We start from the raw sequence: 23,691 nt of genomic DNA, 5'->3' as shown, positions 1-23,691 counted from the left end.
ACCATGAGGGTTGGGGCGGCGGCCTCCCGGCGGGGCCGCCGTCGTCGTTTTCGGCCGGGTTTTTGATTGCGCCGAGGCCGGAAAAAGGTATCATTAGGGCAGTCCGCGCGCGACCGTTCTCGCCGGCAAAGGAATTCGAAAAGCGATGGCCACCACCAGGGACATACGGACGTTCCACATTACGACTTTCGGCTGCCAGATGAATCTGGCGGACTCCTCGACCCTGGCCGCCTCGCTGCTCACGCGGGGATACCGCCGGGCGGCCAGTCCGGCCGAGGCTGACTTGCTCATTCTCAACACCTGCTCGGTGCGGGAGAAAGCCGAACAGCGGGTGTTCGGCCGACTGGGCGAGATTTCCCAACTCAAGCGGCGGAAGCCCCATGTGAAGGTGGCGGTTGTGGGCTGCATGGCGCAGCGGCTGGGCGACGAACTGGTGCGCCGGGCCCCGCAGGTCGACATCGTGCTCGGTACCGACCGGCTGTTCGAGCTGCCCGACGTCCTCGAGGGGATCGAGGGGACGCCGCGGATTATGACGGCCTTCGGGCACGAGGATATGGACTCGATCGTCCCGGTCAAAGAGACGCCCTTTTCGGGCTTTGTAACTATCTCGCGGGGCTGCGACAATTACTGCACGTACTGCATCGTGCCGTACGTCCGGGGGCGGGAGCGGGCCCACGCGGCCGGATTCATTCTCGACGCCGTCCGCAAAATGGCGGACGAGGGGGTGGTGGAGGTGACCCTGCTCGGGCAGAACGTGAACAGCTACGCCTGGGAGGGAATCGGGTTTCCCGAGCTGCTGTTGCGGGTGGCGCGGGAGACCGGGGTGCAGCGGGTGCGGTACATGACGTCGCATCCGAAGGATCTCTCGCGGCGGCTGGTTGACGTTATGGCGGACGAGCCGAAGATCATGCCGCACATCCACCTCCCGCTGCAGTCGGGCAGCGACCGCATCCTGCGGCGGATGGGGCGTGCGTACACGCTCGAACACTACCTGAAGATCATCGACTACATCCGCGCCCGGCTGGCCTACGCGGCGCTCACCACCGATCTCATTGTCGGTTTTCCCAGCGAGACCGAGGCGGAATTCGAACAGACGCTCGCGGCGGTGCGGCGGATCGAGTACGACGCGGCTTTCATGTTCCGCTATTCGGTGCGGCCGGGGACGACGGCGGCGCGCTCGGCCGACGACGTGCCGGAGGCGGAGAAGATCCGCCGCCTGAACACGCTCATCGCGCTCCAGCAGCAGATCTCCCACGCCCGGAACCAGCGCGAGGTCGGGCAGGTGCGCTCGGCCCTGGTCGAGGGACCGTCGCGTCGCGACCCGCGGGTGCTGCGCGCCCGCACGGAGGGGAACAAGACGGTGCTGTTCGACAGCGGGCGGGCGAAGCCGGGCGATGTGGTGGCGGTGCGCATCGCGGCCGCCGACGCTTTCACGCTCCACGGCGAGATGGTCGAGGCCGGCGCATGATCGAGCATCTCCCGATCATCCTCCTGCCGGCGGCGGTGGCGCTCACCGTGATTTTTCTCACGGTGCGGCTGCGGTTGTTCGCCGACGAGGAGGCCGCGGGGAGGTGGCTCTTTGTGGCGGGCGGGGCGGTGCTCACGGCGGCGGCGGTCTGGCACGGCGTGCGGCAGACGGCGGCCTACGCCGACTGGTTCGTGGCCGCGGCCTACCCCTATCTCGACCTCGCGCACTTTGCCGTGATCCTCGCCGGGCTGCTCCTGGCGGCGGCGGGCCTGGCGTTCTATGCCGACGGGTGGCAGACGCGGCGCGAGGACATCGAGGTGCGCGACCAGAAGCTGTCGATCCTCGACAACCTCCAGCGGGACGCGCGCGGACCGTACCAACTCGTGGACCTGCTCTCCATGTCAATCCGGGAGATCGTGTCGCACCTTCCGGACGCGGCGGGGGCGGTGTTCCTGCTCAACCGGAAGCACCGGCAGTTCGTACTCACCGCCTCGGTCGGGCTCTCCCAGGAGGAGACCGCGCTGCTGGAGTATTTCCCGCTCCAGCGGAATACCGTCAGTCAGAGTATCGATATCGGCGAGCCGATTCTCGGTCGGAGTTTCAGCTTCATCGAGCGTTCGGGGGCGGAGCGGCCCTCGCGCTTTCAGTCGGTGCTGGTGCTGCCGCTGGTGTCGGGGATGGAGAAGATCGGGGGCATCCTGCTGGTGGCCGAGGCGGAGCACTATTTCAGCCGGGCGGAGATCCGGTATTTACAGCCGGTGGCGGAGTGGATTGCGGAGAAGATCAAGTCGGCGCGGCTGGAGCGGGAGCTGACAGCGGCGGTGCGGCAGAGCGAGGAGCGGGCGCAGCGGGGGGATGACCTGGCGACCCGTCTGCGGGCGGCAACGGCGGCCCTGGGCGCGCGCGACGGGGTGGCGGCTTTCTGCCGGGCGCTCGCGGGCGTCGCCGAGAGCCGCTCCGTCCACCTCTTCGGGCTGACCGGCGGAGCGCTGCAGTTTTACGGCGGGTCGGAATCGCTCGGGGACATTTCGGAGAATTACCGGACGGCGCTGGTGGATGCGCTCGACCGCAACAAGCCGCTCGTGATCAACCAGGAGGGGGTGGGCGACGGCGGGCGGAAATTCGTGGCCGTGTCCAGTCTCGTGGCGCCGCTGGGCGGGCGGGAGGCGAGCGCGCTCCTTCTGCGGCGGGAGGACGGGCCGTTCCGGGTCGACGATGACGATCTCAAACAGCTTGAGCTGTTCGGAGGTCTCGCCCGGCTGGCGCTCCAGCGGGCGGACACCGAGCGGCTCGACCTGACGCGGCGGAAGGGGTTCGAGACGGTGCTGCAGTTGCTGCGGTTCGATGTCGACGTCGAGCCCGACAAGCAGCCCGATTTCTTCACGGCGCACATGGCCCCGGCGCTGCCGGCGGGGAGTCTGGCCGTCCTGTTCCGTCGGGAGAACGACGGCTCGTTCACCGCTGTCGGCGGCGCGCCGGGGGCGGCGGATCTCCGCTTGCTGCCGGGCGAGGGGATCGTGGGGGAGGCGGCCAACCGCGCCGAGGGGCGGTTCGTGTTCAGCCGGGCGGCGGTCGGACGGGCGATCGAGGCTTTGGAATCGGGATCGCGCGAGCAGATGCAGGCGCTCTTCGGCGAGCAGGGCGTGCCGGGCTTCGCCGCGGCCTGCCCCATTTTGAGGCTCGATCGCGTGGCCGCGGTGGCCCTCTTTCTCCTGTACGACGCGACCGAGAGCGAGCGGGGAGAGTGGGAGCGGCTGCTCACCCTGGCCTCCTCGCTGTATTCGGTGCGGCTGACGGTGGCCGAGCTCAACCGGCGGGTGCTGGAGGCGCAGACGACGGGGGGCGGCGTGGATCAGGATCTCGTGGGGCGGATGGTCAACGAGTTGAACAACCACCTCTCCGCCGTGATCGGGAACGCCGAACTCGCTTTCACGCGGACCAATCTCACGGGGGATGTGGCGCAGCATCTCCGCAGCGTCATCGCCGAGGCCGAACAGGCGGCGAAAGCGCTGAAGGATTCGCTGGGACGGATGCGGCTGCCGGCGCCGTCGACGGCGGTGGCGGCGGTCGAGGACAAGTCGCTCGGGGCGGTGGTGAAAGCGGTGCTCCGCCGCCTGCAGGTGGCCGAAAATCTCTACCTGGCCGGCGGGCGGGCGCGCGAAATGGCCGTGCTCGCCGAAGCCGACGGCGTCGTGCCGGTGGCCGAGGAACGCCTCTACGGACTGGTCGAAGAAATGCTCAACCGGTTCGGGGCGGCGGCGGCCGACGACGATGTGCTCACGCTGCGCCTGTATCGGTCGGACGACCGGCTGTGCCTCGATCTCTCGCGGCACCACCGCAATTTCCCGCCGGTCGACAAGGTGGCCGGCTTCGGCGAGTACGAGGGCGCCCCAGAGGCGCTCCGCCAGCGGCCATCGGATACGTTCCTGCGCTACCTGGCCGATAGCGACGTCACCTACGCCCACGACCGCCACACCCAGCCCTCGACTTACCTGTCGTTCCAGTTTCCGACGGCGGCGCCGGGAGGGTCGGCGCGGGCGGCCCGTCCGAAGGAAGCGGTCCGGATTCTGGCGATCGACGACCAGACAGTCATTCTCGATCTGATCGCGGCCATGAGCCAGTCAATGGGCTACGAGGTGGCGGTGGCGTCCTCGGGGCCGGAGGGAATCGCGCTGGCGCGGCGGCAGCGGTTCACGCTTGTGCTGACCGACCTGGCGATGCCGGGGATGTCCGGCCTGGAGGTGGCGGCGGAGATTCGCAAGCTTCAGCCGGACACGCCGATCGTGTTGGTCACGGGGTGGGAGGTGACGACCGACCGGGCGCAGCTTGAGGAGGCAGGGATTGTCCGGGTCCTCTATAAACCCTTTCGGATTGAACAGCTTACAGAGATCATTCGGTCGGCCGTGCAGATCTCACCGATCTGAGTTCGATATTTCCGGTTTCCCGGGGCTCGCGGTTAACTCCTGAATTCCCAAGCCGATAACGGTAGTATGACAGGGAAAGGATTATCCGCGTATGGATCGAATCGGGATTATCGAGCAAATACGCCGGAACGACCGGTTGTTGTCCATTCCGCAGGTGCTCTCGAAAGTGCTGGAAGAGGTGGGGAAGGAGAACTTCTCTCCAGACTCGCTGGCGAAAGTCATTCTCAATGATCCGAACCTGACCAGTCGGATTCTCCATCTGGTCAATTCGCCTTTCTATCATCGCCTGGCGGAGATCAAGACGGTCAACCAGGCGATTTCGGTCATGGGGGTCACGACGGTCAAGTGCCTGGCCCTCTCCACCTCGATCTTCCACCCGGACAAAGTCTCCGCCGAATCGGGGATCGACGCCAAGGCGTTCTTCCAGTACGAGCTGGCGGTCGCCGCGGCCGCCGAGCAGACGGCGAAGGCGGTGAAGTACCGGTCGCCCGAAGAAGCGATGATTGCCGGTCTGCTCCAGGACATCGGGGTGCTGTTCTTCCTCCACCACTATCCCCGGGAGTACCGCAGGGTGGCGCAGCGGAAGGACAAGAGCTGCACGTTGGCGGAGGCCGAACGGGAGGTGTTCAGCATCGACCACACCGAGGTCGGGGGGTACCTTGCGGAGGCCTGGAAGCTGCCCGAGTATATCCGGGCGGCCATTCGCGAGCACCACGAGACGGCGATGGTCGGGGAGCAGCAGACGCTCTCGAACATTGTCCGGATGGCGGTGCTGCTCACCAACGACCATTTCTCCGGGTACGAGCCGCGAATCGAACAGCGGCTCGAGGACATCAACCGGGTATCCCGGGGGCTGGGGATCGAGAAGAAGACGCTCGACGAGATATCGTCGTCGCTGCTGGCGGCCACGATCTCGACGGCGGAATTTCTCGGCGTCGATATCGGGAACGTGGAGGAGATGCTGGTCAAGGCGAACCAGGAAATCTGGAAGTCGTACCTGACGATCGAGAACCTCTTCAAGGAGCGGCAGGCGCTGACCCAGAAGCTCCTGGCGGAGGAGCGGGCGAAGGGGGCGATCGAGTCGAAGAATATCGCCATGGCGACTCTGTCGCACTACCTCAACAACGCGGTGATGGCGATCTACGGGCGGTCGCAACTGCTCCGGATGCAGCACGGCAAGGGAGCGGCGGCGTCGCCGCTGCTGGAGAAGCTCCCGTCCAATCTCGACGTGATCGACCGGTCGGTGAAGAAGATCGTGGCCGTGCTCGAAGAGATGAAAGAGCTCTCGCCCATCGACAAGCAGAAATTCTACAACATGTCGGAGGCGCTGAATATCGACGACCGGATCGCGCGGCGGATGGAGTCGATGGAGACCTCGGGGGATATCGGCGGCGTGCTCACGGCGGCCGAAGAGGCCGCCCATCTCGGCAGTTGACCGGCAGGCGGCGGCGCCGTACCATGGGGTCATGCTGACGTATGTGACAGCCGGCGAATCGCACGGCCCGCAACTGACGGCGATCCTCGACGGTCTTCCGGCGGGGTTCCGGATCGACCCGGCCGAGGTCAATTACCAGTTGGCGCGGCGCCAGAAGGGATTCGGGCGGGGCGGGCGCATGAAAATCGAGCGCGACGAGGCCGAGTTCGTCTCGGGTGTGCGCGGCGGGGTGACCATGGGGGGACCGATCACGCTGGTGATCCGGAACCGCGACTGGGAAAACTGGGCGCGGATCATGCACCCGCTCGAACCGATGCCGGGGGAGCTGGATCTGCGCGACCGGCAGCGGACCGCCGCCACCCGGCGTCCCCGGCCCGGGCACGCCGACCTTCCGGGGGCCGTCAAATGGAACCACCACGACATGCGCAACGTGCTGGAGCGGGCTTCGGCGCGGGAGACGGCGGCGCGGACGGCGCTCGGGGCGCTGGCGCGCCAGCTGCTCGAGCATTTCGGCGTCGAGTTCGCTTCCCACGTCGTGCGGATCGGCGAGGTCGAAGTCCCCCGCGGCTATGACCTCAGCGATCTGACCCGGGTCCGCGAGGTCACGGAGGCCTCGGAAGTGCGCTGTCTCGACGCCGCGGCCGGAGAGCGGATGATCGAGGCGATCCGGGCGGCCCGCGCGGTGCGTGATTCGCTGGGGGGAATTGTCGAGATCATCGTCCGCGGGCTGCCGATCGGCCTGGGCGGGTTCTCGCAGTGGCGGCAGCGGCTCGACGGCCGCCTGGCGGGGGCGCTCATGGCGGTGCCCTCGGTGAAGGGGGTCGAGATCGGCCTGGGTTTCGCCGCCGCAGGGCGGCGCGGGTCCGAAGCGCACGACGAAATCTTCTACGATCCCGACGGCGACCCGCGGCGCAAGCGGTTCCTCCGCCGGACGAACAACGCGGGGGGAATCGAGGGGGGCGTCACCAACGGCGAGGATGTGGTCGTGCGGGTGGCGGGAAAACCGCTCTCCACGCTCAATCGGCCGCTCCGGACGGTGGATGTGGCCACGAAGGAGCCGGGGGAGGCGATGGTGGAGCGGACCGACACCTGCGCCGTGCCGGCGCTGGGCGTGATCGGCGAGGGCGTGGCGGCGCTCGTGCTGGCGGAGGCGTTCCTGGAGAAGTTCGGGGCGGACAACCTGGCCGAAACGGAACGCAACTTCACCACCTATCTCGACACGCAATTCTAGCCCCTTATGTGGCCCTCCGGCCGGTGTGCATCGGGCTGTCGCGGCTGTTGCCCCGGCCGCGGGAATCCGCTATACTGCCCCTGAATCTGGCTGACGGAAAGGGGTAGTCATGAGACGAATGCTTGTGCCGGCGGCCGCGGCGGTGTTGACGGCGGCTCTCATTGTCGGCTGCGGCGACGGAGACGAGCCGACGGGTCCCGCGCCGGATCAGTGGTACACCGAGGCGGTCGACACAGCCGGGCGGACCGGGCTGTTCACCTCGATTGCCGTGGACGGATCGGATCGGCCCCACCTGGTCTACTACAACGAGTTTGGGCCGGACAATTTGAAGTATGCGCACTATGATGGGGCGCAATGGCAATTCGCAGTCATCGATGCCAACACCGCGACCTCGGACCTCGCGCCGCCGGTGATTCTGGTCGACCGGGCCGGCGGGTCGCACGTCGCTTTCATCGACCAGACTGCCGACGAGGTGCGCTACGCCTCCGAGCTGGTTAACGGCTGGCAGGTGGAGACGGTCGACGGGGCGGGGGAACGTTTCTGCGCGCTGTCGATGACGTCTACGGCCGACGGCGTCCCGGTTATCTCCTACGGCAAGACAATCAGCGATTCGGTCGCGGGCCTGTGGCTGGCGGTTCTCGACGTGCAGGCGGACGCCTGGGAAATCGCGGCGATCGATTCGGGGGCCGCGATTGTCGCCTCGTCGGCGGCCATCGATTCGCAGGGGCTTTGCCACGTCGCCTATATCGGAAACGCCGGATACCCGGGATTCGATCTGTACTACGCGGTCGGCTCGCCGGGAGCCTGGGCGATCGACACGGTGGTGGGCGACACCACGGCCTGGTACCAGTGCTCGCTGGGCGTGACGCCGGACGGGGAGCCGCAGATTGCGTTCAACTCGGTCGACCCGGCGGGGATGGCGTATGCGGTGAAGACCGAGACCGGGTGGTCGATCGAAGTGATCGACGGGGCGGCGCTGGGTCCGGCCCCCGAGATGCGCACGCCCGACGGCGAGCAATTGAGTCTGCGGCTCGACGCCGGCGGGGTGCCGCACCTCGCCTACTGGAGCTGGGCCGATTCCTCGCTGGTGTACGCCGTGCGCGGGACCGGCTGGGCGGCGGAGCGGGCGGACAATTCGGGATCGGTGGGCGCCTACTGCAGTCTGGCGCTCGACCACCAGGGACGCCCCCATATTGCCTACCAGGACCGCGACCGCGCGGACCTGAAATACGCGATCAAGCGCTAACGGCGCACTCAACGGACGGCGTGCGATAAATGGAGTCTCACATGATACTGAAGTATTCGGCGGAAGACCCGGCCGGGACCGCAGCCGACTGCCTGGTCCTGTGCGTGACGCAGTATGACAAGCCGGTCGATCCGTATTTGAAGCGGCTCGACGCGGGGACGCGGGGGGGGATCACGCGGCTGCGCCAGACGGAGGAGTTTTTCGGCAAGGACGGGCAGTATGCGGTGATTCTGAGCCCGGAGGGTTTCGCCGCCCCGCAGGTGGTGCTGGTCGGGGTCGGCGAGCGCCGTGTCGCCGGCCATGACGCCTACCGCAGGGCGCTGGGGCGGATCGCGAACCTGCCGGCGCTCACCCGCGCCGAGTCGCTGGCGATCCATCTCGGCACGGCGACGAGGGCGGATTGCTTTCAGGCGGCGGCGGAAGGGTATCTGCTCGGCGGGTGGAAGCAGCGCGAGTTCAAGTCCGGCGAGGAGGCCAAAGACCCGCGGCGGACGACCCGGATCACGTTCATGGTCAAGGGGCGGGCGCAGCTCAGGCCGCTGCAGCAGGCGGTGGAGCGCGGGTGGACGATCGCGGAGGGACAACTCCTGGTGCGGCGCCTGGCCGGCACGCCGTCGAACCGCCTCACGCCCTCGCTCTACGCCCAGGAGGCCGCGGCGCTCGCCCGCCGGCACAAGATCGAGGTCACGGTGCTCGACGAGGCTGCGATCAAAAAGGAGAAGATGGGAGCGCTGCTCGCGGTCGCGCAGGGATCGGCGCAGAAACCGAGGTTTGTCGTGCTGCGCTACCACGGGGGCGGGCGCGGGCAGAAGCCGGTGGTGCTGGTCGGCAAGGGCGTGACATTCGACACGGGCGGGATCAGCCTGAAGGATCCGCTCAACATGCACGAGATGAAGGGGGACATGGCCGGCTCGGCGGCGGTCCTGGCGGCGCTCGTGACGGCGGCGCGCCTGCGGCTCCGGATCAACCTGGTCGGGCTCATGCCGCTGGCGGAGAATATGCCCTCGGGTACGGCCACGCGGCCGGGAGACATCGTAACCTCGCGCAAGGGAAAGACGATCGAGATCATCAACACCGACGCCGAGGGGCGCCTTCTCCTGGCCGACGCCCTCGACTACGCGAACACGTTCAATCCGCAGGCGGTGATCGACATCGCCACGCTCACCGGGGCGACGCTGTACATCCTCGGCTACGCCGGTGCGCCCATCCTGGGGAACCATGAAGGTCTGCTGGCGCGGATCAAAGCTGGGTCCGCGGCCACCGGGGAACGGGTGTGGCCGCTGCCGATCTGGGACGACATGCGGGAGCAGATGAAGTCGCCGATCGCCGATCTGACGAACTCGGGCGGCAAGCCGGCCGGGACCATCGCGGCGGCGGCCTTCCTGGAGAACTTCGTCGGCGACTGGCCCTGGGCGCACATCGACATCGCTTATGTTGATGTGGAGCCGGCCGGCAGGCCGTATGTCCCGAAAGGGCCGACCGGATTCGGGCTGCGGCTGCTGGTGGACCTGCTGATGCGCTGGAAGAAGCTGGAGGGGAAGAAGCGGTAGAGCCGGCGCGGCCCGCACCGGACCGGGATCAGACAGGATAATGCCCGTTCGCGCAGCGCGCGAACGGGCATTGTGGTATCACTCGGCGGGTGGAAGCCTAGTAGCCCAGGACGAGCCGGGCGACGTAGTTGTAGTCGGATTCGCCGCCGGGGTTGTCGGTCCGCTCGAGGCCGTAGACCGCGGCGTCGAGCCGGAGCACCGAGAAGTCGAGACCCATTCCGAAGGAGGGATACCCCTGGCCGAAGCCGCCGCGGAGGGCGAAGAATTTCGCGGGCAGGAATTCGCCGCCGATGTACACGCGGTTGAAGAAGGACATCCCTTCGTGGAAAAAGAGGTCGTCGATGTCGGCGGCCAGCGTCAGTTTTTCGGACAGACGGTAGGCCCCGCCGACGTTGACGACCATAGGGGGAGAATCATCGCCGAGGCTGCCGATCAGGTCGACGAGGTTGGCGCCGAGGGTGAGCCCGCCGCCCGGAGCGTCCCACAACAAGCCGACGTCGAAACCCCAGCCGTTGGTGGTGTACTCCTCGAGGCTGTCGACGACGCTCTCGAAATCGGCGTCCTCGAACGAGGTCTCCAGGGAGGTCTCGCGGCGTTCGATGATCTTGAGGGTGCCGCCGATCCAGGTCTGGCCGGGGAGGATGTTGGCGACCGCGGTGGGCGCTTTGAGGGCCGCCGCGCCGACGATCACGCGATCGATCCGCCCCTTGGCGCCGATGCGCGGCGGGATGATCCCCTTGTCCACGCGGAAGTCCACGTCGCCCGTGCCGTAGACCCCGAGGGCAAAGCCCCGGGTGGCGAAACCGATCTGCGGCGCCGCCTGCGCACCCATCCACTTGTTGTCGAACGGGGCCATGTCGTCCAGCAGTTGCTGCTGGGCCTCGTCGCTGATGTCCGTGAAGTTGTCGAGGGAATCGGCGTTGTCGTCGATGAACTCCACGAGATCCTTGATGTCCTGCGACGCGGTCACCTGGAGGCTCACGATGTGCAGGTCGAAGCCGGCCTTGGCCAGGAGGGCCGGGTTGAACACGACCGCGTTGAAGTTGGCCTGATGCGCGACACCCGTGCCGCCCATGGCGAGCGAGCGGATGTCTTTGAAGCCGACGTTTTCCGAAGCGGTGGCCGGCGAGGCGATCAGCCCGCTCAGCGCGAGGATCGCGGCCAGCCGGTAAATTGTCCTGCATTCCATGCTATATCTCCTGGCACTGCGAATCTTCATCGATCCAGCCGTCGCCGTCGTTGTCGATAAGGTCGATTTCCTCTTCGTTGTACTGCCCGTCGTAGTCGTTGTCGTCTCCGTCATTGACCTTGTACATGTGGGCGACGTCTTTCACGAATCCCAGCATTTCTTTGACGACGTCGACGTCGATGTCGACGCCCACGGAGTCGGAGAGGATCTGGGTGAGGACGTCGGCGGTGAAGTCGATGTTGGTGCTGACGCTGTCGACCAGCTCGTTGAAGATGGCGACGTGGGCGGGATTGCACAGGAGGTCGGCGTCGCCGGCCGACTTGTCGGCGGAGATATACTCGGCCAGGTTTTTCAGGGCGAAACCATCGGCGTTGAATCCCTCGAACCATTCGATATCGAACTGGAAGTCATCGGGGCCGATGGTGCCGTCGAAGTCGATATCGCGCCACTGCAGGATGGAGCGCATACCGACCAGGAGGGCGAGGTCGAGATCGATGTCGCGCGGGCCGAAGTTCCCGTGCGTCTTGCCGTCCCAGATCGGCCGGAGATCGTCGACGGCGGTGCGGACGGCGCCGAAGAGGCGGTTGGCCTTCTCGTCCGGCCAGTTGTCGCCGAAGAACGGCAGCAGGTCGTTGCTGGCGAATTCATCTTCTTCGAGTTCGCTTCCGAGCCGGAGGGCGTTGAAGCCGGAGGCGTGAATGACGGCCTTGGCGTGGTAGTAGCGGGCGTCGGAATTCTCCGGATCTTCGTCCATCGCCTTGGCGAACTGCTCGGCGGCCGCGGCGTAATCGCCCTCGCGCATCAGGGCGTTGCCTTCGGCGATCGGATCGTCCTCAGCCGCCCAGTCGAAGATGTTGCAGCCGACCGTCAGCAAACCGGCGGAGAGCACGACAGCCAGCAGAACAGGGAGCCTACGATACATGGGAACCTCCAGGGACATATAGGATGAGTAGGTTTAGTTCGGGGGCGGGGCGGGGCGCCGAAGACACAGGAGCAGGCGCGTCGGGACCTGCGGGTGAAAGCGGGCGGAGTCCGCGACGGGGGCCCTTGCTAGTCATCATCAGCGTAAATCCCTGCGTTTCGTCCGGCCTGGTCTGGTTGATTGCTCAGCGACCCCGGTGCAACGGACTCGGCGGGTCGCCGGTCACGCGATCGATGGATGAAATCTTCCTTCAGCGGGCACGGGCAACCGGCGCAACGAAGGGGCAGAAAACGGAAGCCGCCGCCTGCTCGTGCCAGACCCTGACACCCCTTAACATACCGTATGAAGTCGTTGATGTCAAGGGAATTATGGCGGCCCCGCCGGCGGACGAGCGCCGGGAAGGGGTCAAAACAAAACCGCCCTCGGGGGAGGGCGGTTGGGGAAGATCGGTTGCCGAAGCGCCGTCAGCGCGGCTGCGGTTTTGACCAGGCCGGGTTCTTGTCCAGGCCGGGCGGGGTCAGACGGCGCGCGCCGTTGCCCGTGATGTCGCAGATCCACACCGACCCGTCCGACGTGGCGAATGTCAGCCACTTCGAGTCGGGCGAGAACGAGGGGGGATTGGTGTAGAGCATGATTCCGACGGGCGGCGAGAAGACGGTGAAGTGCTCTTTCAGGTCGGGCGTGGCGATGCAGACCTGGGGAGCGCTTATATCGTCCAGGATGTAAGCCAACCACTGGTCATCGGGCGACCAGGAGGGGGCGATGCAGCGCAGGTTTTTCGCCGAGGCGGCGCGGATGGAATCGATGGAGATCATCGGGTTGGCCCGGTCAAACACCACCAGCCCCTTCCCCTTAAGGTCGGACATGTGGACGCAGGCGATTTGCCCCTTGCGGTTGGCGGTGGGGAAGGTGAGGAAGTCGTTGCTGAAGTTCTGCCAGTCCTTGCGCAGGATGTTGAACTTCCCGCCGTCCGGGGACATGGTGCAGATCTGGAAGTTGGGGAGGAAGGCGTTGGCGTAGTTGGCGTTCATGTCTTTCCAGAAGACGATCTCGGAACCGTCGAGCGACCATTCCGGGCCGCGGCTGCCGAGGTCCTCGCTGAGCCGCGTCCACCAGAGCGTGTTGTTGGCATAGGCCGAGTCGAGCCAGGCGATGAAGATGTCGTAGACCTTGTGGAGACCGCCGACATTGGGGTCGGGCCCGCGCAGGTCGATCTTGCCGGAGCGGACGAAAGCGATGCGGCGATTGTCCGGGGCCCACGACAGGCTCCCGTCGGCGTTGCCCACCTGCGAGACCAGTTGCTGGCCCGAGCCGTCGGCGTTCATGATCCAGACGTTGCCGTTGCGGAGGAAGGCGATCTGCCCGGTCGGGGGATCGATCTTCCCGGCGCGGGCGGGGGGAAGTTTCTCCGCGGCGGCCGCACTCGCGGCGAGAGCCAGGCCCGCCACGAGCGTCGCCAGCAGGCGCGCGGTCCGGTTGTCAGTACTTCTCAAGATACGTCTCTCCATCTGAGGTTGGCACAGTTCGGTGCAATAACAGGGATCGCGCCGAACTTGTCAACCTCCGCGGCGCCTTCCGACTCAGAAGGCAAAGTACCGTTTCAGTTCCACCTTGCCCCGGAAGCCGGAGAGGTCGAGATCGACGCGGCCATCCTGGTCACCGGTATAGGTGACGATGATCTCCTCGTCTTGAGCATTATACCAGGCAATGTTGGTGAAGTTCAGGTAGAGGTACCCGAAGTCGGCGCCGAGGCTGAGGTTGAGGACGTTGAGCGGGATCTCACCGCCGAGGCCCAGGGTGAAACCGGGGGCGTTGCCCTCAAAGGTCGAATTCTCGCTCTCGGAAGCCGCGGTGGAGAGGTTGAGGTTCTGATACTCGGGCCAGAGTTCCCAGGACGCGTGGTAGTACCCGACGGCGCCGAAGGCGCGGGCGGACAGGCCGGCGGCCGGCCGATCGGGAGCGGGCGCATTGAGGAGGAAGTACTGCAGCCCGGTGGTCACGCCGTAGACTTTGATTTCGCTGGTGAGGTTATCGACCACCGTGGCGCCGCCGCTGGGAGGGGAATAGGTGAGGGGGCCGGCGATATCGGAGCCGAATTTCAGCCAGTATTCTCCGCCGACCGTCCATGCGAGCCGGGGCTTGACGCCCACGGCGAAGTCGACGCCGAAAGTGGACGCCTGGCCCAGCCAGGGGAGATCGGCCTCCGCAATCTGGGCGGAGATGGAGCTGGCGAAACTGTTGTAGTCGTTGTTGCGGTTGATACGATTCAGGGTGTAGTTGAGCGCCACCCAGCCGATTTTCTGCACGTGCTTCTTCTCAACTTTTTTCATGTAGCGGTTGACGATCTCCTGCTCGGTTTCCGCCGAGAGGGTTCCGGCCGCAGACACTAGGAGCGCAAAGGCGCTCACCAGGCACACGAAACGACGCATGGCAACCTCCTGTGAACTGGTAAGAATCAGTTTGTGATTTTATCGGAACCGCTTTCGGGGGACTTGACGGAAGAGCGTGTCTTCGAAGGCGTTCGCGCAAAAATAGGACGGGCGGAGGCGGGGCGCGGGATTGTTCAGATTGTGCACAGCGGAGCGGGGCGGCCGGGCCGGAGCCCAAAGAAAACGGGGCTCGCGAAGAGCCCCGTGGAAATGGCACAGAAAACGGCCGGTCGGGCGGCTAGTCCCCGGCCCTGGGCGGCAGGGAGTAGTCGAGGCCGGCCAGTTGGGAGTACAGCCGCCAGCGGCGGTCACAGTCCTGCTGGCCGAGTTTCAGGAGCATGGCGGCCCGCTCCGGGTCGATGGCTTTGAGCGACCGGAAGCGGATCTCGCTGTAGGCATACTCGGAGAAGGGGATGGACGGCGGCTTGCTGTCGAGCTGGAGCGGGTTCTTCCCCTGCTCGATGAGATCCGGGTTGTAGCGGTAGAGCATCCAGTGGCCGCAGCGGACGGCCTTGTCTTCCTGGTCCATGGAGTGGGCCATGTCGATGCCGTGGGCGATGCAGGCGCTGTAGGCGATGATGAGCGAGGGACCGTTGTAGCGCTCGGCCTCGATCATGGCTTTGACGGTCTGGCCGTTGCTGGCGCCGAGGGCGACCTGGGCCACATAGACGCTGCCGTACGACATCATCATCATGCCGAGGTCCTTCTTGCCGCGCGGCTTGCCGGCGGCGGCGAACTTGGCCACCGAACCCCGCGGCGTCGACTTCGACATCTGGCCGCCGGTGTTGGAGTAGACCTCGGTGTCGAGGACGAGAAGGTTGACGTTCTTGCCGGAGGCCAGGACGTGGTCGAGACCGCCGTAGCCGATGTCGTACGCCCAGCCGTCGCCGCCGATCACCCAGACCGATTTCTTGACGAGGTAGTAGGCGATGCTCCGCAGGGTCGCGACCTTGTCCGAGTCCCCGAGGGAGTCGAGCCGCGCCAGAAGGGCGGCGACGCGTTCGCGCTGCTGCGCGATGCCGGCCTGCTCCGACTGGTCGGCCGAGGCGAGGGCGTCGTACATGTCGGGGACGAGTTCCCGGACGAGGGTGAGGGCGTAGTCCTGGAGCTTGTCGGCGGTGAGGCGCATGCCGAGTCCGAACTCGGCGTTGTCCTCGAACAGGGAGTTGGACCAGGCCGGTCCGCGGCCGTCGGCCCGCCGGCAGTACGGAGTCGTGGGGAGGTTGCCGCCGTAGATCGAGGAGCAGCCGGTGGCGTTGGCGCAGATGGCGCGGTCGCCGAAGAGCTGGGTCATCAGTTTGAGGTAGGGGGTCTCGCCGCAGCCCGAGCAGGCGCCGGAGAACTCGAACAGGGGACGGGCGAACTGCGATCCCTTGACCGTGTCGAGGCGGAAGAGGTCGGGGTCGTTTTCGGGCAGGCGGTTGATGAAGAACTCCCAGTTGGCGCGCTCGCGCTCGCGGATCGGCGCCTGGAGCGTCATGTTGATCGCCTTGCGGCCGGTCTTGGTCCCCTGCGCGTCTTTGGCCTCGACCGGGCAGGCGTTGACGCAGACCTCGCAGCCGGTGCAGTCTTCGGGCGCCACCTGGAGGGTGTAGTACTTCCCGGCGAGCTGCTTGGTTTTGGCCTCGACGAAGGGGAACTCGGCCGGCGCGCCGGCGAGGTCTTTCTTCTCGTACACTTTCGGGCGGATGGCCGCGTGCGGGCAGACGATCGAGCAGATGTTGCACTGCGTGCAGATTTCCCTGTCCCAGATCGGGATGTCGACCGCGATGTTCCGCTTCTCGTACTGGGTGGTCGCCGTCATGTAGGTGCCGTCATCGGGGAAGGCCGAGACCGGCAGATCGTCGCCGCGGCCGGCGATGATTTCGGCGGTCACGTTCTTGACAAACTCGGGGGCATGGGCGGGGACGATGGGCGGCCGGGTGATGGTCGATGTGACCTTGTGCGGATACTTGACTTCGCGGAGGGCGTCGGTGGCGCCGTCGACCGCCGCGAAATTCATCTTGACGACCTTTTCTCCCTTGGCGCCGTAGGTCTTGACGATCGCGTGCTTGATGGCCGTGATCGCCTCGTCGCGGGGGAGGATGTCGGAGATGGCGAAGAAGGCGGTCTGCATGATCATGTTGATGCGGGCGCCGAGGCCGAGTTCCTTGGCCAGGCTGATGGCGTCGATGACGAAGAACCGCGCCTTCTTGTCAATCAGCTGTTGCTGGACCTCGCGGGGCATCCGGTCCCAGACCTCGTCGGGGCCGTAGGGCGCGTTGAGCAGGAAAGTGCCGCCCGGCAGCAGCGGCGTAAGCATGTCGTACTTCTCGAGGAAGGAGAAGTTGTGGCAGGCGACGAATTGGGCGGAGCGGATGAGGTAGGGCTTGCGGATGAGGTTCTTGCCGAACCGGACGTGCGAGACCGTGATCGCGCCCGACTTCTTGGAGTCGTACACGAAGTAGCCCTGGGCGTAGTTGTCCGTGTTTTCGCCGAGGATCTTGATCGAGTTCTTGTTGGCGCCGACGGTGCCGTCCGCCCCCAGGCCGTAGAACAGGCCGCGGAAGGCCTCCCCCTCGAGGTCGAACGAGTAGTCGGGTTCGAGGGAGGTGTGGGTGACGTCGTCGACGATGCCGACGGTGAAGTGGTCCTTGGGCCGGGCGGCGGCGAGGTTGTCGAAGACCGCCTTGGCCATCGGCGGATTGAATTCCTTCGACCCGAGCCCGTAGCGGCCGCCGATGACGAGAGGCGGCTGGGAGAAGGGGGCGATCCCCTTGTCGAGCGCCTCGCGGATCGCCGTCTGGACATCGGTGTACATCGGTTCGCCCACCGAGCCCGGTTCTTTCGTGCGGTCGAGGACGGCGATGCGCCGGACGGTTTTCGGGAGGGCCTGCACGAAGTGCGCGACCGAGAAGGGACGGTAGAGGCGCACCTTGATCACGCCGACTTTCTCGCCCCGGGCCGCGAGGGCGTCGACGGTTTCGTGGACGACCTCGGCGCCGCTGCCCATGACGACCACGACGCGGTCGGCCTCCGGATGGCCCATGTAGTCAAAGAGGTGGTAGCCGCGGCCGACGATCCCCGCGAAGCGGTCCATGGCTTTCTGGACCAGGGCGGGGGCCGCGAGGTAGTACCGGTTCACCGTCTCGCGGTGCTGGAAGAAGACGTCGGGATTCTGCGAAGTTCCCTTGATGGTCGGATTGTCGGGGGAGAGAGCGCGGCGCCGGTGGGCGACGATCAGGTCGTGGTCGAGCATCGCCGCCATGTCGTCGATAGTGATCTCCTCGACCTTCTGCACTTCGTGGGAGGTGCGGAAGCCGTCGAAGAAGTGGACGAAGGGGACGCGGGACCCGAGGGAGGCGGCCTGGGTGATGAGGGCGAGGTCCATGACCTCCTGGACCGACCCGGAGGCCATGAGGCCGAAACCGGTCGAGCGGCAGGCCATGACGTCGGAATGGTCGCCGAAGATCGAGAGGGCGTGGGAGGCGACGGCGCGGGCGGAGACATGGAAGACCGTCGGGGTCAGCTCCCCCGCGATCTTGAACATGTTCGGGATCATCAGGAGGAGGCCCTGGGAGGCCGTGAAGGTCGTGGTCAGGGCGCCGGTGGTGAGGGCGCCGTGGACGGCGCCGGAGGCGCCTCCCTCGGACTGCATCTCGATCACCTCGGGGATGACGCCCCAGATGTTCTTTTCCCCGCGGGCCGACTTCTCGTCGGCGATCTCGCCCATGTTCGACGAGGGTGTGATCGGGTATATGGCGATGACTTCGTTGGTCGCGTGGGCAACGTATGCCGCGGCGGTATTGCCGTCAATCGTCACCATGCGCCGCCGGTGCGGCTGCGGTTTCGGCACGCGCTTTTCCATCGATGAAACAGCTTCTTGCGGCATTCTGAGACTCCTGTAGGTAGCAGCTTGCATTTCCCCGACGGCGACTATCGGCTGTCGTCGGCGCGGGAAACCGTGATATCTTTCTGAGCCTGGTATTTTCCGCTCTTGTCCCGGTACGACCGCAGGCAGTCCTGGTCGCCCTGGAGGAAGAGGATTTGGGCGATGCCCTCGCCCGCGTAGACGCGCAGGGGCACGGGCGCCGTGTTGGCCAGCGAGAGCGTGGCGTACCCCTCCCACTCCGGTTCAAAGGGGGTCACGTTGACGACGAGCCCGGAGCGGGCGTAGGTGGATTTGCCGGTGCAGAGGGTGATGATGTTCCGGGGGATGCGGAAGTATTCCAGGGACCGGGCCAGGATGAAGGAATTGGCCGGGATCGCCAAAGATTCGGCCCGGGCGTCCATCCAGCAGTCGGGGCGGACGTTTTTCGGATCGAGCTCGGCCACGCGGGTCGTGTCGAGGAGCTTGAACTCGTCGGCCAGGCGGAAGTCGTAGCCGTAGCAGGAGACGCCGAAACTGATGCCGGCCCGGATCTGATCGCGGGCGAAGGGCTCGATCATCCGGCGCCGTTCGGCCATTTCAATTATCCAGCGGTCCGCCATCACCGCCATAGCACGCGCGACTCCCTTGTTATTTTCTTCACAAACCTCAAGATACAGCGCGGGTGGCGGGATGTAAACCGGAAACTACATAAAAATCACCTGTCGGGACACGCTAGATAGTGGCGGCCTTGTTCTTCTCCCACGAGAGGAGATCGGCCAGAGAATGTTCTTCGAACACGGAGACGAGACGATCTTCGGCCGCCCGGAGGAGTTCGCGGAGGGCGCAGAAATCGGTTTTCTCGCAGATGGCGTTGTCTTTGATGCACTTAATGAGGTGGTAGGGCCCCTGGATGGCTTCCAGAATCTCCTTGACGGAGATGTCGGCCGGGCCTTTGGCCAGCGTGAAGCCGCCCCGCACGCCACGGTGCGAGCGCACGATCCCGGCCCGGGACAACGACTGGAAAATCTTCGCGAGAAACTTCTCAGGAATGGCCCGTGCCTCCGAGATTTCCGACAGCGGTGTCACGGTCGCGTCGTTGCGCTCGGCCAGGTACAAAACGCCGAGGATGCCGTATTCTTCAGCTTTAGTGAACTGCATGACTAACCTTCTTTCGCTGCGCTTTTCGGAGTCTGCCTGTCATGAGATGTCAGAAGGCGACAAGTGTTACCGAATTTGTTTTCTACATGATACGCAACATAGACAAGGGCGTCAATAAAAAAAGGCAAAAACGCGGATAAAAATGCCGATTTTGTCCTCCGAATGCACAGTGATGACAGCCGTTGACTTTGAGCGGCAATGTAGTACTTTGCGGCTAAGCGGATTACACCGGCACAAGGACAGGAAGGTTATGGCGGAAACCGAACGCGAGAAGAAGAATACGGGGCTTTTGATCGTCTACACAGGCAACGGGAAAGGGAAAACCACAGCCGCCCTGGGGATGTGCGTCCGGGCGGTGGGCTACGACTGGCAGGTGTGCGTGATCCAGTTCGTCAAGGGGAGCTGGAAGTACGGGGAGTTGAAGGGGATCAAGCGGTTGGCGCCGAATGTCGAATTGCACACGGTCGGAGAGGGGTTTGTCGGGATTGTCGACGACACCAAAGATTTCGAGGAACACCGGGCGGCGGCCCGGAAGGGGGTGGCGCTGGCACTGGAGAAGATTCGCTCCCGGGCGTATCCGCTGGTCATCCTGGACGAGCTCAACGTGGCGGTTGACCTCGGCTTGGTGACCGATGACGAGGTGCGCGAGCTGCTGGCCGCCCGCGATGCGGAACAGTCCCTGGTAGTGACCGGGCGCGGGGCGCGCGACTGGCTGGTGGAGCAGGCGGATTTGGTCACCGAGATGCGGGAGATCAAGCACCCCTTTCAGAAGGGGGTGCTGGCGCAGAAGGGGATTGACTGGTGAGGGGCGGCAGAGCTAATTGGTGAGCCGAACCGGCGCCGCGCCGGGAGTGTTTCAGCAGGTGCGGCCGCCCGGCGCGGCCGAAGAGGAAGAACCCTGGACGAGGAGTCTCATGTCTACAGCCGAGAAGAACTACGATATCGTCGTTGTCGGCGCCGGTCCCGGCGGCCTGTGCGCGGGGCTCTACGGGGCGCGGGCGCGGAGAAAGGTCATATGCCTGGAGAAGTACATGCCGGGGGGCCAGATCGCCAACACCGAAGAGGTGGAGGATTACCTCGGATTCGTCCGCATCTCCGGCCACGAGTTGGCCACGCGCATGGCGGAGCACGCCATGAAGTTCGGCCTGGAGGTCGGCTCGGAAGAGGTGGAGGAGATCTATGTGGACGGTGATGATCGGGTGGTGCAGTGCGCCTCGGGCACACGCTACCGGGCCAAAGCGGTGATCCTGGCCACGGGCGGTTCGCCGGTGAAACTCGGCGTGCCGGGCGAGCGGGAGTACGCGGGGCGCGGGGTCTCCTACTGCGCGATCTGCGACGGAGCCTTTTTCCGGGACCAGGTGATCGCCGTGGTCGGCGGCGGCGACGCCGCGGTCGAGGAGGGGGCGTTTCTCACCAAGTTCGGTTCCAAAGTCCACATCATCCATCGCCGAAAAGAGCTGCGGGCGCAGAAGATCATCCAGCAGCGGGCGAAAGACAACCCTAAGATCGAGTTTGTCCTCGAAACGGTGGTGGAGTCGATCAACGGCGATGGCCGCAAGATCAGCGACCTGACGCTGCGCAATGTGACGACCGGAGAGGTCTCGACGCTTCCGGTCGGTGCCTGTTTCATCTTCGTGGGTTTCCGGCCGAATTCGGGCCTCACGCGCGAGGAGCTGCGCAAAGACGCCGGCGGGTACATCATCACGGACGACAAGATGGAGACGTCGATCCCGGGGATTTTTGCCTGCGGCGATGTGCGGGCGCAGTTGGTGCGGCAAATCACCAACGCGGTGGGGGATGGGACGACGGCGGCGGTGGCGGCCGAGAAGTACATCGAGCACCTCGAGGACAAGCGGACGGCGCAATCGGCCTCCCGCTGACACGGGGGCCGTTCGGCGGGTAAAGCGCGGTTGCGGCCGCAGGCGTCGGCCGAGCGGGGCGGACGCACGCCGGCGAGCGACCGCGGCCCCAGCCTGAGGCGGCCGACCGGCGGGAACTAAGTAACTCCCCTGCGGGTGTAAGTCGTATCCTGACACGCCATGGAAACCGGGGGCGGTGCGGATTCGGACGGTGCAGAGATCGCGTCGGCCGGGAGCTGTTCGTTTTTCGCCGGCCGGCCGATAGAGCAATCAGATTCTGGGAGTGGCGTGTGCTGGACTTTCCAGCCACCTGACGTTAGAGTCGGGCATCCCCCTCCGCCACTCCCAGTTTTTTTATGCCTGCCCCGGCCGTTCGGCCGGCTAATACCATCGGGAGGTCGGCCGATAACAGGAGGTATGGAGGCAAGTCGCGAGTCTTTGCTCGATCGGCTGACGGCGGGTTGGAAGCCGGGCCTGATGTCGCGCTTGAGCCACCTGATTATCGTGCAGGTGGTTTTTGTGTTTGCCGCGCTGGTGCTGATTATATTCTCCCCCGGCCACTACTTGTCAGGGCGGGCGGAAACGCCGCGCCTTCCGGATTTCGCGCCGGTCGCAGCGGCGGCGGCCGCCGAGGCGGCGGGCCGGATGCCGGCCGACTACCGCACCGAGGGAGCGGGCGGGCAGGCTCTCGCCGCGCTTCTCGGCGGCCATACGGCGGTCCGGCAGGCGGTGCTCTACGAGCTGGCGGCGGGTCGCCCGGCGGCCCTGTGGGGCTACGGACGGGAGGAGGACTCGCCGCTGCCGCCGTCGTGGACGGACCACGAACTGACCCATCTCCGGCTGAGCGCGGCCGACACGGCGGGCGCGGACACCCACGGCTGGCCGACCGTGCCGCTCCGTTTGACGGAGCAGTTCATCGTCTACGGGGCGCCGGTCGAGTTCAGGGACGGATCGAGCGGGCTGCTGGTCGCGGCCTGGGACCACAACCTGTTCGTGTCGGACCGGAGGGCGCTTGGCTACGCGCTGCTCGTGCTGTTTCTGTGCGCCGGCCTGGTGGCGCTGTTGACGGTGTATCTCATCCACAACCAGTTCACGCAGCCGTTCCGGCGGATGATCCACCGGTTCGAGCGGACCTCCGACGGCGAGCTGTACCACATGCTGGAGAACTGCGGGGAGGGGGAGCTCAACCGGCTGGCGGCGGTGTTCAACAAGTTTTCTCGCACGCTGCTGGCCGACCAGCGGGAGCTCAGCCGGTATGACGCGCAGTTGCGCGACGCGAGCAGTTCGCTGGAGGATTCGCAGCGGCTGCTGGCGGCGGTGATCGACCACTCGCCGGTCGGCGTGATCACGACCGATGCGGGCGGCCGCATCCTGCTGTTCAATCGCCGGGCCGGCGCGATATTCGGCTACCGCGCGGCCGAGGCGCTCGGCCGCCCGATCGCCGACCTGTTCGTCAACGACGTGCAGGCGCAGGCGCAGGCGGAGGGGGAATACGAGGACGAGCACGGCCTGGAGGTGGTGGGGCGGCGGCGTGACCGCTCGCAGTTTGCCGCCTACCTGGTGGCCTCGGCCCTGCGCACCGACGCGGGAGCGGGCATCGGCTACGTCTACATCGTCCGCGACATCTCGCAGCGGAAAGATTTCCAGGCCATGATTGTGCGGCTCGACCGGTACTACACGCGGGGGGAGATGGCCAGCGAGATTGCGCACGAGATCAACAACTACCTCTCGATCCTCATGGGCAATATCGAGCTCGTGCCGCTCCTGCTGCGCAAGGGGAATACCGAGCGGCTGGAGCAGAAGCTCGAGGTGATGCACGGGACGGTGGAGAAGATTGCGCGGTTCACCGACGGGTTGCTGGACGGGAGCCACGACCAGATCCAGTTCGCGCGGTGCGACATCAACCAGCTCGTGCAGGCGGTCGTGGCGTTCCTGCAGCCGCAGAACCGGTTCGACAACACCGCAATCGTGTGCGAACTGTCGCCCGACATCCCCCTGGTGGAGGCCGACCCGGGGCTCCTCCAGCAGTTGCTGGTGAACCTCGTGTACAACGCCGGCGACGCCGTTCTCGGGAGCGAGGGTCCGCGCCGGATCGAGATCCGGACGTTCCCGGCGGCGGGTGCGGGGGCGCCGACGGTAGGGATCACGGTGCGCGACACGGGGCCGGGGGTGGCGCCGGACAAGCTGCCACTGCTGTTCAAGCGGCGCTTTACCACAAAGCCGCGCGGGCACGGGATCGGCCTGATTGCGTGCCGGAAAATCCTCGACTCCCACGGCGGCGACATCGCCTACGCGCACGACGGCGGCGCCGTGTTCAGCGTGACGCTGCCGATCGAGCACCGTTCCCGGGAGTCCGCAGCCTCCCCCGCCGCGGCGGCGGCGGATATTCCCCAAGTCTGATTTTTGTTGCCGCGCCGGGGGGCCGCGGGT

At 65.9% G+C, this 23,691-nt stretch carries 16 protein-coding genes; 9 read left to right on the top strand and 7 right to left on the bottom strand.

The features are described 5' to 3' along the window. Nucleotides 1-145 precede the first annotated feature (145 nt). The 6 genes from miaB (at nucleotide 146) to KA261_01835 (ending at nucleotide 9,854) form a co-directional block, all read left to right on the top strand. Nucleotides 146-1,468: a tRNA (N6-isopentenyl adenosine(37)-C2)-methylthiotransferase MiaB gene (gene miaB / locus KA261_01860; GenBank protein MBP7696529.1), complete on the top strand. Its 1,323-nt coding sequence runs from the start codon at nucleotides 146-148 to the stop codon at nucleotides 1,466-1,468. Further along, nucleotides 1,465-4,392, top strand: coding sequence for a response regulator (locus tag KA261_01855; protein MBP7696528.1), 2,928 nt, complete (start codon nucleotides 1,465-1,467; stop codon nucleotides 4,390-4,392). The genes miaB and KA261_01855 overlap by 4 nt, the downstream gene beginning before the upstream one ends. 91 nt (nucleotides 4,393-4,483) lie before the next feature. Then, nucleotides 4,484-5,827: an HDOD domain-containing protein gene (locus KA261_01850; GenBank protein MBP7696527.1), complete on the top strand. Its 1,344-nt coding sequence runs from the start codon at nucleotides 4,484-4,486 to the stop codon at nucleotides 5,825-5,827. Between the two features lie 31 nt (nucleotides 5,828-5,858). Continuing rightward, nucleotides 5,859-7,058 (top strand): chorismate synthase, encoded by a 1,200-nt coding sequence (gene aroC, locus KA261_01845; GenBank protein ID MBP7696526.1) that lies wholly within the window; start codon nucleotides 5,859-5,861, stop codon nucleotides 7,056-7,058. A gap of 109 nt (nucleotides 7,059-7,167) precedes the next feature. Then, nucleotides 7,168-8,304 carry a hypothetical protein gene (locus KA261_01840; GenBank protein ID MBP7696525.1) on the top strand — a complete coding sequence of 379 codons (1,137 nt, stop codon included), beginning with the start codon at nucleotides 7,168-7,170 and terminating at the stop codon, nucleotides 8,302-8,304. A 41-nt stretch (nucleotides 8,305-8,345) separates the two neighbouring features. Then, complete coding sequence (locus KA261_01835; protein ID MBP7696524.1) at nucleotides 8,346-9,854, top strand: leucyl aminopeptidase; 1,509 nt, start codon at nucleotides 8,346-8,348, stop codon at nucleotides 9,852-9,854. Nucleotides 9,855-9,951: 97 nt separating this feature from the next. Here KA261_01835 and traF read toward each other — a convergent pair whose 3' ends face one another. From traF to KA261_01800, 7 genes are all read right to left on the bottom strand, one after another. After that, complete coding sequence (traF, locus tag KA261_01830; protein ID MBP7696523.1) at nucleotides 9,952-11,043, bottom strand: conjugal transfer protein TraF; 1,092 nt, start codon at nucleotides 11,041-11,043, stop codon at nucleotides 9,952-9,954. Nucleotide 11,044: 1 nt separating this feature from the next. Next, nucleotides 11,045-11,965 carry a tetratricopeptide repeat protein gene (locus KA261_01825; protein MBP7696522.1) on the bottom strand — a complete coding sequence of 307 codons (921 nt, stop codon included), beginning with the start codon at nucleotides 11,963-11,965 and terminating at the stop codon, nucleotides 11,045-11,047. Nucleotides 11,966-12,429: 464 nt separating this feature from the next. Further along, complete coding sequence (locus tag KA261_01820) at nucleotides 12,430-13,458, bottom strand: PD40 domain-containing protein (protein MBP7696521.1); 1,029 nt, start codon at nucleotides 13,456-13,458, stop codon at nucleotides 12,430-12,432. Nucleotides 13,459-13,545: 87 nt separating this feature from the next. After that, nucleotides 13,546-14,394, bottom strand: a complete 849-nt coding sequence (locus KA261_01815; protein MBP7696520.1) for a hypothetical protein — start codon at nucleotides 14,392-14,394, stop codon at nucleotides 13,546-13,548. A gap of 238 nt (nucleotides 14,395-14,632) precedes the next feature. After that, nucleotides 14,633-18,241 (bottom strand): pyruvate:ferredoxin (flavodoxin) oxidoreductase, encoded by a 3,609-nt coding sequence (gene nifJ, locus KA261_01810; protein MBP7696519.1) that lies wholly within the window; start codon nucleotides 18,239-18,241, stop codon nucleotides 14,633-14,635. 68 nt (nucleotides 18,242-18,309) lie between these two features. Next, nucleotides 18,310-18,873 carry a dCTP deaminase gene (locus KA261_01805; GenBank protein ID MBP7696518.1) on the bottom strand — a complete coding sequence of 188 codons (564 nt, stop codon included), beginning with the start codon at nucleotides 18,871-18,873 and terminating at the stop codon, nucleotides 18,310-18,312. A 103-nt stretch (nucleotides 18,874-18,976) separates the two neighbouring features. Beyond that, nucleotides 18,977-19,402, bottom strand: coding sequence for an Rrf2 family transcriptional regulator (locus KA261_01800; GenBank protein ID MBP7696517.1), 426 nt, complete (start codon nucleotides 19,400-19,402; stop codon nucleotides 18,977-18,979). 250 nt (nucleotides 19,403-19,652) lie between these two features. Here KA261_01800 and cobO point away from each other — a divergent pair, with 250 nt between their 5' ends. The 3 genes from cobO (at nucleotide 19,653) to KA261_01785 (ending at nucleotide 23,661) form a co-directional block, all read left to right on the top strand. Next, complete coding sequence (gene cobO, locus KA261_01795; protein MBP7696516.1) at nucleotides 19,653-20,207, top strand: cob(I)yrinic acid a,c-diamide adenosyltransferase; 555 nt, start codon at nucleotides 19,653-19,655, stop codon at nucleotides 20,205-20,207. Between the two features lie 109 nt (nucleotides 20,208-20,316). Next, entirely contained in the window at nucleotides 20,317-21,282 is a 966-nt protein-coding gene (gene trxB / locus KA261_01790) for a thioredoxin-disulfide reductase (protein ID MBP7696515.1), read from the top strand. A gap of 456 nt (nucleotides 21,283-21,738) precedes the next feature. Next, entirely contained in the window at nucleotides 21,739-23,661 is a 1,923-nt protein-coding gene (locus KA261_01785; protein MBP7696514.1) for a PAS domain S-box protein, read from the top strand. Nucleotides 23,662-23,691: the final 30 nt, after the last annotated feature.

Source organism: Candidatus Zixiibacteriota bacterium (genome assembly GCA_017999435.1).
GTDB lineage: Bacteria > Zixibacteria > MSB-5A5 > GN15 > FEB-12 > JAGNLV01.
Note: the sequence above shows the minus strand (reverse complement) of the source record. Positions and strands in the feature narration are given on the sequence as shown.

Bases quoted from the DNA above. Each gene is read 5' to 3' on its own strand.
- cobO (MBP7696516.1), top strand. From the start codon at position 19,653: ATGGCGGAAACCGAACGCGAGAAGAAGAATACGGGGCTTTTGATCGTC.
- KA261_01815 (MBP7696520.1), bottom strand. From the start codon at position 14,394: ATGCGTCGTTTCGTGTGCCTGGTGAGCGCCTTTGCGCTCCTAGTGTCT.
- KA261_01855 (MBP7696528.1), top strand. From the start codon at position 1,465: ATGATCGAGCATCTCCCGATCATCCTCCTGCCGGCGGCGGTGGCGCTC.
- KA261_01825 (MBP7696522.1), bottom strand. From the start codon at position 11,965: ATGTATCGTAGGCTCCCTGTTCTGCTGGCTGTCGTGCTCTCCGCCGGT.
- KA261_01800 (MBP7696517.1), bottom strand. From the start codon at position 19,402: ATGCAGTTCACTAAAGCTGAAGAATACGGCATCCTCGGCGTTTTGTAC.
- KA261_01805 (MBP7696518.1), bottom strand. From the start codon at position 18,873: ATGGCGGTGATGGCGGACCGCTGGATAATTGAAATGGCCGAACGGCGC.
- trxB (MBP7696515.1), top strand. From the start codon at position 20,317: ATGTCTACAGCCGAGAAGAACTACGATATCGTCGTTGTCGGCGCCGGT.
- KA261_01840 (MBP7696525.1), top strand. From the start codon at position 7,168: ATGAGACGAATGCTTGTGCCGGCGGCCGCGGCGGTGTTGACGGCGGCT.
- aroC (MBP7696526.1), top strand. From the start codon at position 5,859: ATGCTGACGTATGTGACAGCCGGCGAATCGCACGGCCCGCAACTGACG.
- KA261_01850 (MBP7696527.1), top strand. From the start codon at position 4,484: ATGGATCGAATCGGGATTATCGAGCAAATACGCCGGAACGACCGGTTG.
- traF (MBP7696523.1), bottom strand. From the start codon at position 11,043: ATGGAATGCAGGACAATTTACCGGCTGGCCGCGATCCTCGCGCTGAGC.
- KA261_01785 (MBP7696514.1), top strand. From the start codon at position 21,739: ATGTCGCGCTTGAGCCACCTGATTATCGTGCAGGTGGTTTTTGTGTTT.
- KA261_01835 (MBP7696524.1), top strand. From the start codon at position 8,346: ATGATACTGAAGTATTCGGCGGAAGACCCGGCCGGGACCGCAGCCGAC.
- miaB (MBP7696529.1), top strand. From the start codon at position 146: ATGGCCACCACCAGGGACATACGGACGTTCCACATTACGACTTTCGGC.
- nifJ (MBP7696519.1), bottom strand. From the start codon at position 18,241: ATGGAAAAGCGCGTGCCGAAACCGCAGCCGCACCGGCGGCGCATGGTG.